The following is a 13,078-nucleotide window of genomic DNA, read 5'->3' on the forward strand; positions in this document are numbered from 1 at the left end:
TAAACCTGTCTTTTTTGGTAGGTGCGCTGCAGGAAATCCCGCTACAGCCCCAGGCTCTGCTTGGTGGCGGCGCACGTGAGCTCGCCGTGCTTAACGCCGCGCAGGCCCAGCAGGCGGTCGGCTAGTTCGTAGACGCGCTCGCCGCGACCCTTGAGCGCCAGAATCTCCAAGCAGTTGTGGTGATCCAGATGCACGTGCATGGTCGATACGATCTCGTTGGTGTAGTCGTGCTGCACCTCGTCCAGGCGGCGCGTCAGATCGCCGGTGTGATGGTCGTAGATCATAGTGAGCGACCCGATAACCTGCTCATCGGGCGTGCGCATCTGCTCCTTGGCGATCGAGGCGCGAATCAGGTCGCGCACGGCCTCGGAGCGGTTGGCCACGTCGCCGCGGCGTGCGATCTGCTCGTCAAAACGGCGCAGCAGGTCGTCGGGTGCGGTAACCGAAAAACGGACCAGCTCGGAGCCGGAGCCACTACAATGGCAGCCCGCGTCACCGTCCGTCCCGTGCGGATGCTCGTGCTCGTACCCGCAGCCGTGCTCGTGTTCGGCCACGTTACACCAGCTTCACGGAGCCGACGGAGTTGTGGTCGGCCTCGATGGCCTCTTCGTAGCCCTCGAGTGCGGCATGGGCCTCGTGCAGCGCGGCCATGGCTGCTTCGAGCTTGGCGCCGATGCGCTCCATGTCAAAATTCTCGGTCGCATGCAGCAGCTGATGGCTCCACTCATGAGCGAGCTCGATGGTGTCGTCGACCTGTTTGACGCTCATGGCAAGCTGGCTCATGTTCATTCCAACATCATGCATGGGAAATCTCCTTTTGTATGGGGCAGTTCAGTGGTTCAGATTTTACTACGCCCGCTCTGCGCGCAGTTACATAAGAAAACGGGTACGAGTCTGTGCGACCCGCACCCGTTCACTGGGGGCTGTTTGTGACTACCATACTATCCGCGGTTGCACTCGGTGCATTCAGAAGTCCGGCGAGCGGCGTAAAAGCGCTCATGGACGGCAGGCAGACGGCAACATGTAACAAGCATATTACAGATGCTTTTCCAGCAGCGCCTGCAGCCTCGCCTTGGGCAGAGCGCCGACCGAGCGGTCAATTTCCTCGCCGTTCTTAAAGACAATCAGCGTGGGGATGCTCATGACGCCATATTTCATGGCCAGGTCCTGGTTGTCGTCGACGTTGCACTTGGCAACGGCAAGTTTGCCAGCCAGCTCGTCTGCCACCTCGTCAACGATGGGCGAGAGCGATCGGCAGGGCCCGCACCAGGGCGCCCAAAAATCGACTAGCACGGGCAGGCCGTCGTTAACGATGGAATCGAAGTTCTCGGGGGTAATCTGCTTAATGTCAGCCATGGTGACCTCCATAATGCGACGCGGCTCAGCCGCGTAAAACTCAGTACGACCGTGCTTATACCCAGTGGCCCGCAAAGCAACCACTCGCGGGCAGCTCTTTTATATAATGGTGGGCACGCAAACGATTGGAGAGCGCATGCCCACGTCACAAAGCCAGAAAAAAGAAGCCATCGCCCAGGCGACCGAGCAGGAGCTCGCATCGCTCGCGGGTCGTGGCGTGCGTATCGCGGGCAACGCGTGCTCGCCGATCGTGCTGGTCAAAGGCGATTTGGACGAGGCCGAGCGTTCGGGTGGCGAGCTTGCCGCCGGCCCGGATGGCGCGGCGTTGCGCAAGGCGCTTGGGGCCATCGGCTACGCGCCCGAGGATTTTTGCGTGCTGGCAAGCGTCGCCGGCGTGGGTGACGGAGCGGTCGCGGTGGGCGAGACTCTGCCGTGCGAGCTGTTCCGTGAGGCGCTTGAGGCTTTGGACCCCGAGGCGGTGCTACTGCTCGACAACAACGCGGCTGACGCCATGCGCGAGACCTACGCCGATATGCTCGTGGCAATCGATGACTTCGACACCGCCATGCTCAAGCCCGGCTTGGTCGCCCATGTGCAGGGTCGCCGCGTGCTCGCGCTCGACGGTTTTGAGGCGGCGCTCACTGACAAAGCCGCCAAGCAGCGCATGTGGGCATACATCAAGCAGCTGACCCCGGCGGCCGCTCCGCTGTAGCGGATTGGCGCCGGTGAGCGATTGCCTGGCGGGCAAGACACGCCGCGAGATCGGCGCCGCACTTCTACATCACAGCGCGCAGCTCAAACCGATCGCCGTTAATGCGGAACTGGCAGTTGCCGTTCATGCGTTCGACGGCAAGCTTAATGCTCTTGGTTCCAAAGCCGTGTCCGGTGTGCCCGGCTACGGGCATGCCGTCGACCATGCGCGGCGCGCGGTCAAACGTGTTGGAAACTAACAGCAGCAGCTGGCCGTCCTCTAATCGCAGGTCAAAGTCGACGAATCGCTTTCCCTGGGGCGCGGCGCTTGCGGCGGTGATAGCGTTTTCCAAGGCATTTGAGAGCACGCTAAACAGGTCGGCGTCACCTACGTGGATGGTTTCGGGTACGGCGGCGCGCAAGTTGGCGGTAATGCCGTTTCTATTGATATCCGAGTTAAATGACGAAAGCGCGATGTTTACGGTCTCGTTGGCGCAGAAGCGGCGTACGGCGGTGCGGTCGCCGGCTTCGCAGAGTTCGTCGATGCGATCGAGCGCCTCGTCGGTGTGGCCCTCTTCAATTAAAGCGGCCAGGCCGCGTAGAAAGTGGCGCATGTCGTGGCGAAGAATCGACAGCTCGCGCCCAGATTGACGCCAAGCCTCGAGCTCTTTGATGGCGACGCTGTCGCGTGTCTCGAGCATCCAGCGTTCACGCTCGGCAGCTTCTTTTTCTTCGTATTCGCGTAGGTAAACGGCAAGAAACATAAGATAGAAGGCACAGAGCGCAAATGCCAAAAACTCAACCGTCACCACCGAGCCCGAGTGGAACAGCGTGGTATAGACGTTGGTGGCATAGTCAAAGACGTAATAGACGAGCGGTAGGATTAAAAGGATGCTCAGCTCGGTGGTGCTTTTAATCGCCAAGCGCGGACCGATGTCGCCGGCCCAATGCAACAGGACGGCAAAGACGGCGAGTGTGGTCGCGATGCGCGCCAGATAGTACGCGATCTGAGAATCGGTTGCGGCAAATGCGGCGATGCCCATCCAATTGCTGAACTGGCAGCTCAGATAGGCACTCGTAATGCCGAGCACGGTAAGCAGCGGGCTCAGGCGGTAGCGCGCGCACAAATAGATGACGAGCGGCAGATGCACGACGAGCGGATATACCTGGCGGGCGAAAAGCTCGCCGCCGACGGCATTGGCGATCGAAAAGGCAGCGCCGGTCACGACGCCGACCAGCACCAGTTCAAGCGCATGACGCCGGTTGATCTCGACACCGCACAGCGCCGCGAGGCAAAGACGCCAAAGAGCAGCGTCGTGGCGTGGTGGATTGCCCAAAGGATCATTTCGACCGAGGAGACCATCAGCGCCTCCCGCCCTCAAAGCGCACCGCAAAGTAGGCGTCTTGGAATCCCTGCTTGCAGCTGCGCGAAAGCGGGATGCACGCGCCCGAGCGCATGACGATGTCCGTGCGGTCAAAGTGATCGATATTGCGCAGGTTGACCTGGTAGCTGCGGTGGCATTTAAAGAAGACCGCGTTTTGCTCCAAGCGGTCCTCGACGCTGCGGAACGACTCGAGTGCCTCGATATCGCGTCCGTCGCGCAGGCGGAAGACCACGTGCTTGTTGCGCGCCTCGGCATATTCGATGTCGGACAGGCGCAAGGCGTGGTAGCCAAAGGAAGTTTTGATCACGAGCTCGTCGGTTGCCGCCGGGCGCATGCTCGAAAGCTCGTCGAGTAATCGCGCCAGGCGTTCGTAAGTCACGGGCTTGAGCAGATAGTCGAAGGCGCGGACCTCGTAGGATTCCAGCGCGAACTCGGGCGACGAGGTGAGGAACACCAGGCGCACGGCGGTGTCGGCCTGGCGCAGTTCGCGTGCGGTGTCCATGCCGTTGACGAGCGGCATGATCATATCGAGCAAGATGATGTCGGCGCGCGATGCGGCATGGCGGGCCAGCAGGTCCTCGCCGCGCGTGACGAGCGCAACATCGACCGCCGTGCCCGTCTCGGTCGACCAACGGTCGATCATCCGGTGCAGTCTATCTAGAAAAGCGACATCATCGTCGCAGGCAATAATCTTGAGCATTCGGCCCCCTTAAGTAGTTCGATTTTGCCACATCGGGCACGCGCCGCTTGCGGGGGTGCGGACCGTTTGCGCCCCACGGCGTGCAGCTCGCGCCAAGCGGTGTTGCGGTGGCGAAAGATGCCTCCTGCGCTATCGAAAGCCCGGCTATCCTCAGCTTGCCAGTTCGAAAATGGACTTGCCGCATGATTGAATTTTTATTTCAACTTTACACCTAGGTTTACAGCTGTCTTGTCAGCTGTAAACCTAGGTGTCATACTAAAGCCCCAAGATTCGCCAAAAGAGAGGGGCCTTGATGGCACAGAGCGCGAACATGGATGCGTCGGAGCTTGCACGCGATATCGCGGCCGGCCTGGCATCGGCAACGACGGCAACGGAGCGCGCGGCACTGGTGCCCGCAGAGCTCGTCGAGGCCATTCAGCAGCTAAAAACCCAACGTGACGCGGTGATTCTGGCGCACTATTACGTGGCGCCCGAGGTGCAGGCCGTGGCTGATTACGTCGGCGACAGCTTCTACCTGGCAAAGCTCGCCAAGAGCCTGCCGCAGCAGACTATCGTGCTGTGCGGCGTGGAGTTTATGGGCGAGAGCGCCAAGCTGCTCAACCCCACTAAGACCGTGCTGCTGCCCGAGCCGGGCGCGGACTGCCCCATGGCGCACATGGTCAAGCGCGAGACAGTCGATGCAGCGCGCGCCGAGTACGGTGACGACCTTGCCGTGGTCTGCTACGTCAACTCCACGGTCGAGATCAAGAGCTGGAGCGACGTGTGCGTCACCAGCTCCAACGCCGTTAAGATCGTGTCCGAGCTGCCGCAGCAGCATATCCTGTTCATTCCCGACCAAAACTTGGGCCGCTTCGTAGCCGAGCAGGTGCCGCAAAAGCACGTCATCCTCAACAACGGCTACTGCCCGCGCCATCACATCATCACCGTCGAGCAGATCGTCGACGCGACGGAGGCCCACCCCGACGCGCTCGTGCTGGCGCACCCCGAGTGCAAGGCCGACGTCCTTGCCGAGGCCGACTACATCGGCTCCACCGCCGGCATCATCAAGTATGCCGAGGAGTCCGACGCGAGCGAGTTCATTATCGTGACGGTTCGCGGCGTGCTCTACGAGCTCGAGCGCCGCTGCCAGGGCACCGGCAAGAAGTTCTACTTCCCCGCGGTGCAGCCCACCTGCGTCAACATGGACCTCATCACGCTCGAAAAGCTCGTGCGCTGCCTGGAGACGGGCGAGGGCGAGGTGCAGATCGGCGTCTCGGACGAGGCGGCAGACCAGGCCAAGCTCACGCTCGACCGTATGCTCGAGTACGCAGCGCGCTAGAACAATGTGACATGAGGGGCAGTCCCTTATGCCACATTACAAGGGAGAGGATTCCTGTGGAAACCAAGCAATACCCCGATATGGAGTGCGACGTCGTCATTGCCGGCTGCGGCGTGGCGGGCCTGTACGCGGCCCTCAATCTGCCGACGAGCACGCGCGTGATCATGCTTTCCAAGGGCGCGGTCGACGAGTGCGATTCGATGCTCGCGCAGGGCGGCATCTGCGTGCTGCCCGAGGGCTCGGACTACGATGCCTTCTTTGAGGACACCATGCACGCCGGCCACTACGAGAACCGCCGCGAGAGCGTCGACATCATGATCCGCTCGAGCCGCTCGGTCATCAACGACCTGCTGGCCATGGGCGTGGACTTTGAGCGCAAGGCCGACGGTAGCCTCGACTTTACCCGCGAGGGCGCGCACAGCCGTCCGCGAATTGCCTTCCATGCCGACATTACGGGCAAGGAGATCACGACCAAGCTGCTCCAGGCCGTTCGCAAGCTGGATAACGTGCAGATTTTGGAGCACGTGGCCATGACCGACATTCTAACGGGCGAGCGTGACGGCGCCACGGTGTGCACCGGCGTCGTCGCCGTTCCCGTGGACGAGGACAACTCGCTTCGTCCCGCCGACGAGCTGGCAAATGTCGCCGAGGGTGTGCATGCCGGCGAGCTGTTTAAGATCCATGCCCGCCACACGCTGTGGGCAACGGGCGGCATCGGCGGCGTATACGACCACTCGACCAACTATCCGCAGCTCACGGGCGATGCCTGCTACATCGCTCAGGAGCATGGCATTAAGATGGAGCACCTGGACTACGTGCAGATCCACCCCACGGGACTGTTCTCGCCGCAGCCGGGCCGCACCTTCCTGATCAGCGAGAGCTGCCGCGGCGAGGGCGCGATTCTGCTCAACGCTGCCGGCGAGCGCTTTACCGACGAGCTGCAGCCGCGCGACGTAGTCGCCGCCGCTATTCGCGAGCAGATGAAGCAGGACGGTACCGAGCACGAGTGGCTGAGCTTTGCCCCCGTCGAGCGCGACGTGGTGACCGGGCACTTCGCCAACATCCGCGCACGCTGCCTGGAGGACGGCCGCGACATCCTGGACGAGCCCATTCCCGTCACACCCACGCAGCATTACTTTATGGGCGGCGTGTGGGTCGACAAGGACGGCCGCACCTCGATGCCCGAGCTCTACGCCGCGGGCGAGACAGCCTGCAACGGCGTTCACGGCAAGAACCGCCTTGCATCAAACAGCCTGCTCGAAGCGCTGGTCTGGGGTCGTCGCGCCGCTTGGCGTATGCGTACCGGCGAGTCGCTTGCCGTGGAGCAGACGGGCGAGCCCGCGCTCGATGGGCACCATCGCGCCCTGAGTTCCGATAACCTTGCAATCGATGATCTGGCCCGTGCCGCCGGCACGCAGGCCGTGGAGGAGTAGACCATGAATCCCATTACCATGAAGCTCGTCGTCGATGATTTGATTCTGCAGGCTCTGCGCGAGGACATTACCTTTGAGGACGTGAGCACGGCGAGCGTGTGCCCCACGGCGCGTCCCGCCACGGTGGAGCTTATCGCCAAGGCCGATGGCATTATCGCGGGCCTGGATGTGTTCGCTCGCACCTTTGAGCTGCTGGATTCGCAGAGCTCGGTGCTGTTTGATGTTGCCGATGGTGACGAGGTGCACGCCGGCGACCACGTGGGCCAGGTGCGCGGCGATGCGCGCGTACTGCTTTCGGGCGAGCGCGTGGCGCTCAACTACCTGCAGCGCATGAGCGGCATCGCTACTTACACGCATCGGATGGCAGCTGCGCTCGAGGGCACCAAGACCGTGCTTGTCGACACGCGCAAGACCACGCCGGGCATGCGTGTCTTCGAGAAGGCTGCAGTCGAGATCGGCGGTGGCAGCAACCACCGCTATAACCTGTCGACGGCTGTCATGCTCAAGGACAACCACATCGACGCCGCCGGTGGCGTGGCACGCGCGATTGAGATGGCGCGCGCCCATGCGTCGTTTACCGCGACGGTCGAGATTGAGTGCGAGAACCTGGATATGGTGCGCGAGGCAGTTGAGGCCGGTGCCGATATCATCATGCTCGACAACATGACCCACGACGACATGGCTGCCGCGATTGAGCTTATCGCCGGTCGCGCCAAGACCGAGTGCTCGGGCAATGTGGATGCCAGCAATATCCGCGCCCTCGCCGACCTGGGCGTTGACTTTATCAGCTCGGGGGCGCTGACGCACTCTGCGCCGATTCTCGACCTCTCGCTTAAGCACCTTCGTCTGCTGGACGGTAAATAATGAACGCCCGCGAGCGTCGCCGTGCCATCATGGCCGTGCTCGAGGGGGCCAAGGGGCCCGTATCGGGCAGCGCGCTTGCCCGCGAGGTGGGTGTGAGCCGCCAGATCGTGGTGCAGGACATCGCCCTGCTGCGCGCCGATGGGCACGATATCGTGGCGACCAACCGCGGCTACGTGCTGCAGGAGGCCCCCAGCAGCCCCGCTGTGCCCACACGCTTGGTCAAGGTTCGCCACGGCGTGGAGCAGGCAGGCGATGAGCTTACGAGTATCGTCGACGCCGGAGGCGCCGTGCTCAACGTGATCGTCAATCACCGCGTGTACGGTAAGATCACGGCCGACCTGGACATCCGCAATCGTCGCGATGTTGAGCGCTACCTGCACGATATCGAGAGCGGCAAGAGTTTCCCGCTGCTAACGGTGACGAGCGGCTATCACTTCCATCGCATCGCGGCGGAGGACGAGCAAACCCTCGACGAGATCGAGGCGATGCTCAAGGAGAAAGGCTACCTAGCAGACCTCATGCCTTACGAGGACGATCTATCGTAGCCGACGCTGCAAACGCCCCTAAGCGGCAATCTGCAGCGGTGCCAAATTAGTTATCCGCACAAAAAAAGGAGGCCTCCGCGGCGATGCGGAGGCCTCCTTTTTTTGTGCACGGTGTACTTTTGAGTGTGCAAGTGGGGAGTTGTTACTCCTCGACGATCTCGGTGATCGCGCCAGCGGGGCAAGCGTCCTGGCAAGCGCCACAGGCGACGCAGGAGTCCTCGTCAGCGACGGTAGCGACGTCCTGGAGCTCCAGAACGCCAGCGGGGCAGGAGTCGACGCAAACGCCACAAGCGATGCACTCGTCGGCATCAATTACGGGATGAGCCATGGTAGTTTCCTCTCTGTTGACCGACGCTACAGGCGATGCGCGCCGGTTTGATTCGGGCAAAAACATACCACGGGAGCGACCGTTTGCAATACCCTCTGACCGGCATCTTCATACCGTTCGCCGAGTATGCCAAGGTTTACTAAAAAACGTGCAGGTGGGGCCGTTGAGCTGCGTAAATGTTAGCTAAAGGTGACTTGAAATATTGAGCTATTGGGCGCGCCTGCGGAAAGGGCATCCCGTTATTTGGCCGAAAACCGGGTCGCAGTTTCCGGTTGGGCCCGCTAGCGGAAACTGCGACCCGGTATCAGCTCTCAAAACGGGACGAGCTTTCCGCAAGGCAGCCCCAGGCATCCTCGGACCCAAGCCTCAGCCATCTCTACATAGATCTCGATAGATTTGCCTAGAACTCAAACAGCGCATCTACCTGCGCATTTAAGAACCTAAACTCTCGGCAATAAGAAATCTTATATGAATTGACTTAGATTTTGTATATTCCGGCCCATAAGGGGATACACTACATCCTGAAAGACAAGCCGAAACACCGCTCGGCAGACCGCCGAGTCGGTGCAAACGCACAAGAGAGAGGGAATTTCTAATGGGCAAGATTCTTGGTATCGACCTTGGTACTACTAACTCCGCAATGGCCGTCCTCGAGGGCGGTTCTCCGACCATTATCGTGAACGCCGAGGGCGACCGCACCACCCCGTCCGTCGTGGGCTTCCGTGCCGACGGCGACCGCGTCGTGGGTAAGGCCGCTAAGAACCAGGCTGTCACCAACCCCAAGAACACCGTGTTCTCCATCAAGCGCTTCATGGGCCGCAAGTACTCCGAGTGCACCTCCGAGATCAAGACCGTGCCGTACGAGGTCAAGGAGGGCCAGGGTGGCCGTGCCGTCGTCGACATCGAGGGCAAGGATTACACCGCCGAGCAGGTGAGCGCCATGACGCTCGCCAAGATGAAGGCCGACGCCGAGAAGTATCTGGGCGAGACCGTTACCGACGCCGTCATCACCGTCCCGGCCTACTTCAACGACGCCCAGCGTCAGGCCACCAAGGACGCCGGTAAGATCGCCGGCCTCAACGTCAAGCGTATCGTCAACGAGCCGACCGCTGCTGCTCTTGCCTATGGCCTGGACAAGCAGGGCACCGACCAGCGCATCCTGGTCTTCGACCTGGGCGGCGGCACCTTCGACGTCTCCATCCTCGACCTCGCCGACGGCGTGTTTGAGGTTCTGTCCACCTCGGGCGACAACCACCTGGGCGGCGATGACTGGGATCAGCGCGTCATCGACTGGATGGCCGATAAGTTCCAGCAGGAGAACGGTGTCGACCTGCGTCAGGACCCCATGGCCCTGCAGCGTCTGAAGGAGGCCGCCGAGAACGCCAAGAAGGAGCTCTCCGCCGCCCAGCAGACCACCATCAACCTGCCGTTCATTACCATGAACCAGTCCGGCCCGCTGCACCTCAACTACACGCTGACCCGCGCCGAGTTCGAGAAGATCACCCGCGACCTGCTCGAGCGCTGCAAGCAGCCTGTCACCAACGCCCTGCGCGACGCTAAGCTCAAGCTCTCCGATTTGACCGAGGTCATCCTCGTCGGCGGCTCCACCCGTATGCCCGCTGTCCAGGAGCTCGTCAAGACCATGACCGGCAAGCAGCCCAACATGTCCGTGAACCCCGACGAGGTCGTTGCCGACGGTGCTGCCGTCCAGGGCGGCGTGCTCACCGGCGACGTCGAGGGCATCCTGCTGCTCGACGTTACCCCGCTGTCGCTGGGCGTCGAGACCATGGGCGGCATCATGACCAAGATGATCGACCGCAACACCACGATCCCGACCTCCAAGACCGAGGTCTACTCCACCGCTGCCGACAACCAGACCAGCGTCGAGATCAACGTGCTCCAGGGCGAGCGCGAGCTTGCCCGCGACAACAAGTCGCTCGGTAAGTTCCAGCTGACCGGCATCCCGGCTGCCCGCCGCGGCGTGCCGCAGATCGAGGTCACTTTCGACATCGACGCCAACGGCATCGTCAAGGTCTCCGCTAAGGACAAGGGCACCGGCAAGGAGCAGCAGATCACCATTTCCGGCTCCACCGCTCTGTCCGACGACGAAGTCGATCGTATGGTCAAGGACGCCGAGGCTCATGCCGAGGAGGACAAGAAGCAGAAGGAAGAGGTCGAGGTCCGCAACCAGACCGACAGCCTGTGCTACTCCACCGAGCAGACCCTCAACGAGCTGGGCGACAAGGTTTCCGCCGACGTGAAGTCCAAGGCCGAGGCCGCTATCGCCGACGCCAAGAAGGCGCTCGAGGGCTCTGACGTCGAGGCCATCAAGGCCGCCGGCGAGTCCCTGCAGTCCGTGGCCTACGAGCTGGCCCAGGTTGTCTACGCCGACGCTCAGCAGCAGACCGACGGTGCCGCCGGCGCCCAGCCTGCCGACGATGACGTCGTCGACGCCGACTACGAGGTTGTGGACGACGAGGACAAGTAATCATGTCCGGCCGTAAAGCTCGCACGGAGGCGGCCGCCGTTGGTGCCGCCCCCGTTGACTCTGAGGAGAAGGACGTGAAGATTCCCGTAGAGGCCGCAGACGTTACCGAGGCCAACGAGGCCCCGGCCGCCGAGGCTGCCGAGAACCAAGTAGAGGATTCCAACAAGGAGGCGACGATGACCGAGGACGAGATGGTGGAAGCCGCTATCCGCGCCGGTGAGGAAGCCGCCGACAACGACTTTAAGCTCAAGTTCGAGCAGGCTCAGAAAGAGCTTGCCGACGTGCGCAACGAGCTCGATGCTGCGGCGGAGGCTCAGAAGGCCGCCGAGGACAAGGCAAAGGACGCCACCGAGCGTACCGCCCGTCTGCAGGCCGACTGGGAGAACTTCCGTCGCCGCACCGCCAATGAGCGTATCGCCGAGCGCGAGCGCGCGACCGAGAAGCTCGTCACCGCGCTGCTGCCGGTGGTCGACGATATCGAGCGTGCGATCGACCATGCCCGCAGCCAGGAGCTTGCCGACGACTTTAAGCAGTTCGTCGACGGTGTCGACGCGGTGCATGCCAAGCTGCTCGATGTGTTTGCGCACGAGGGCGTTGAGCCCATCGACCCCAAGGGCGAGGCGTTCGATCCGCTCGAGCATCAGGCCGTGGGTCGCGTCGAGGACGCATCGCAGTACGACGAGACCGTCAACGACGTGTACCAGAAGGGCTACCGCATGGCGGATCGCATCCTGCGTTCCGCGATGGTGACGGTGACCTACGGTGGCGAGAAGCGCCCCGCACCGGAGCCCGAAGCGGCGCCCGAGGATGCTGCGGCCGATACGGCCGAGAGCACCGAGGAGTAATTGAGAAGGGCCCCGGGGCAACACCCGGGGCCCTTTCTGGCCTAGTGCCATATGAAAGCATGAGCCGCCGCCCGCTGGGCGGCGGATGAAACAGGAGAGGAGCTACGATGGCTGCAGGCAAAACCTTCTATGACATCCTGGGCGTATCCAAGAGCGCCTCCGACAAAGAGATCAAGAGCGCGTTTCGCAAGCTCGCGCAAAAATATCACCCCGATGCCGGCGGCGACGAGGCCAAGTTCAAGGAGATCAGCGAGGCCTACGAGACGCTTTCGGACGAGAAGAAGCGCAAAGAGTACGACCAGATGCTCATGTTTGGCGGCATGCCGGGCGCGGGCGGCGCGTATGGCGGCGGCTATGGTGCCGGCGCGGGCGCCAGCGGCTGGGGCGATATCTTCGACAGCATCTTTAGCGGCAACGGCGCCTGGGGCAGCGATTGGGGCTCGGGCTTTGCCGGGGCTGCAGGCACTGCCGGTGCCGGCGCGGGTCGCAGCCGTTCGCGCAAGGGCGGCGACTTGTCGCTGACCGTCGATGTGACGGCCGAGGACGCGTTTCGCGGCGTGACGCACAAGGTCACTTACCGCATTCCCTCGACGGGCGAGCAGCAGACCATTACGGTCTCGGTCCCCGCGGGCGCGGTCGACGGCGGCAAGCTGCGCTACAAACGTCGCGGCGAGTATGGCGTTGCCGGCGGCGAGCGCGGCGACCTGGTCGTGACCACGCACGTGGAGGAGCATCCGCTGTTTAAGCGTAAAGGTGCCGACGTGACCATGGAGGTACCGGTCTCGGTCTATGAGGCGGCGCTCGGCTGCACGGTGGACGTGCCGACGCCCGGCGGTGCGACGGTTCGTCTGAAGGTGCCCGCGGGTACCCAGACGGGCAAGAAGTTCCGCTTTAAGGAAATGGGGGCGCCCGATGTTAAACACCGTGGCCGTACAGGCGCGCTGCTCGTCGAGATCAAGGTGCAGGTCCCCACGAACCTGTCCGATGACGAGCGCGATGCCATGACCAAGCTGCGCGAGGCCGACACGCGCGACTACCGCGAGAAGGTCAACCGTTACAAGGCAACGTACTAGGGCGGTCGTGGCGCACGCCCGCGCCCGCGGGCTTATGATGGACGATAACGAGA

Annotated in this window: 14 protein-coding genes; 8 read left to right on the forward strand and 6 right to left on the reverse strand. The window is 62.4% G+C overall.

Annotation, left to right across the window (positions count from 1 at the left end):
• Positions 1-41: 41 nt before the first annotated feature.
• The 3 genes from nikR to trxA form a co-directional block, all read right to left on the reverse strand.
• Positions 42-554, reverse strand: a complete 513-nt coding sequence (nikR, locus tag LCQ44_RS03845; RefSeq protein ID WP_225094106.1) for a nickel-responsive transcriptional regulator NikR — start codon at positions 552-554, stop codon at positions 42-44.
• A 1-nt stretch (position 555) separates the two neighbouring features.
• Positions 556-804: a hypothetical protein gene (locus LCQ44_RS03850; protein ID WP_138375298.1), complete on the reverse strand. Its 249-nt coding sequence runs from the start codon at positions 802-804 to the stop codon at positions 556-558.
• Positions 805-1,035: 231 nt separating this feature from the next.
• Positions 1,036-1,356, reverse strand: coding sequence for a thioredoxin (gene trxA / locus LCQ44_RS03855; RefSeq protein WP_138375299.1), 321 nt, complete (start codon positions 1,354-1,356; stop codon positions 1,036-1,038).
• Between the two features lie 136 nt (positions 1,357-1,492).
• Between trxA and LCQ44_RS03860 the strand changes: the two genes are divergently transcribed.
• On the forward strand, positions 1,493-2,068 hold the full coding sequence (locus tag LCQ44_RS03860) for a hypothetical protein (RefSeq protein ID WP_022093991.1): 576 nt from the start codon (positions 1,493-1,495) through the stop codon (positions 2,066-2,068).
• Between the two features lie 64 nt (positions 2,069-2,132).
• Here LCQ44_RS03860 and LCQ44_RS03865 read toward each other — a convergent pair whose 3' ends face one another.
• Complete coding sequence (locus LCQ44_RS03865; protein WP_225094107.1) at positions 2,133-3,383, reverse strand: ATP-binding protein; 1,251 nt, start codon at positions 3,381-3,383, stop codon at positions 2,133-2,135.
• Between the two features lie 25 nt (positions 3,384-3,408).
• Entirely contained in the window at positions 3,409-4,131 is a 723-nt protein-coding gene (locus tag LCQ44_RS03870; RefSeq protein ID WP_225094108.1) for a LytR/AlgR family response regulator transcription factor, read from the reverse strand.
• Positions 4,132-4,423: 292 nt separating this feature from the next.
• On the opposite strand from LCQ44_RS03870, the gene nadA reads away from it, so the two are divergent.
• The 4 genes from nadA to LCQ44_RS03890 are packed head-to-tail and all read left to right on the forward strand — an operon-like array spanning position 4,424 to position 8,291.
• A complete protein-coding gene (gene nadA / locus LCQ44_RS03875; RefSeq protein WP_117583639.1) occupies positions 4,424-5,449 on the forward strand; it encodes a quinolinate synthase NadA in 1,026 nt (341 codons plus the stop codon).
• A gap of 56 nt (positions 5,450-5,505) precedes the next feature.
• Positions 5,506-6,882 (forward strand): L-aspartate oxidase, encoded by a 1,377-nt coding sequence (locus tag LCQ44_RS03880; RefSeq protein ID WP_225094109.1) that lies wholly within the window; start codon positions 5,506-5,508, stop codon positions 6,880-6,882.
• A gap of 3 nt (positions 6,883-6,885) precedes the next feature.
• Positions 6,886-7,746, forward strand: a complete 861-nt coding sequence (nadC, locus tag LCQ44_RS03885; RefSeq protein WP_195239831.1) for a carboxylating nicotinate-nucleotide diphosphorylase — start codon at positions 6,886-6,888, stop codon at positions 7,744-7,746.
• Positions 7,746-8,291, forward strand: a complete 546-nt coding sequence (locus tag LCQ44_RS03890) for a transcription repressor NadR (RefSeq protein ID WP_225094110.1) — start codon at positions 7,746-7,748, stop codon at positions 8,289-8,291. Before nadC ends, LCQ44_RS03890 begins: the two co-directional genes overlap by 1 nt.
• Positions 8,292-8,433: 142 nt before the next feature.
• Here the strand turns inward: LCQ44_RS03890 and LCQ44_RS03895 are convergent, their stop codons facing one another.
• Positions 8,434-8,685 carry an indolepyruvate ferredoxin oxidoreductase subunit alpha gene (locus LCQ44_RS03895; RefSeq protein ID WP_158564522.1) on the reverse strand — a complete coding sequence of 84 codons (252 nt, stop codon included), beginning with the start codon at positions 8,683-8,685 and terminating at the stop codon, positions 8,434-8,436.
• Between the two features lie 529 nt (positions 8,686-9,214).
• On the opposite strand from LCQ44_RS03895, the gene dnaK reads away from it, so the two are divergent.
• The 3 genes from dnaK to LCQ44_RS03910 all read left to right on the forward strand — a co-directional run bounded on the left by dnaK (position 9,215) and on the right by LCQ44_RS03910 (position 13,025).
• Positions 9,215-11,107, forward strand: coding sequence for a molecular chaperone DnaK (gene dnaK, locus LCQ44_RS03900; protein WP_006235214.1), 1,893 nt, complete (start codon positions 9,215-9,217; stop codon positions 11,105-11,107).
• A 2-nt stretch (positions 11,108-11,109) separates the two neighbouring features.
• Positions 11,110-11,952, forward strand: a complete 843-nt coding sequence (locus tag LCQ44_RS03905) for a nucleotide exchange factor GrpE (RefSeq protein ID WP_225094111.1) — start codon at positions 11,110-11,112, stop codon at positions 11,950-11,952.
• A 107-nt stretch (positions 11,953-12,059) separates the two neighbouring features.
• Positions 12,060-13,025 (forward strand): DnaJ C-terminal domain-containing protein, encoded by a 966-nt coding sequence (locus tag LCQ44_RS03910; RefSeq protein ID WP_225094112.1) that lies wholly within the window; start codon positions 12,060-12,062, stop codon positions 13,023-13,025.
• Positions 13,026-13,078 lie beyond the last annotated feature (53 nt).

The sequence above is a fragment of the Collinsella aerofaciens genome (genome assembly GCF_020181355.1).
In the GTDB taxonomy this organism is placed as follows: Bacteria; Actinomycetota; Coriobacteriia; order Coriobacteriales; family Coriobacteriaceae; genus Collinsella.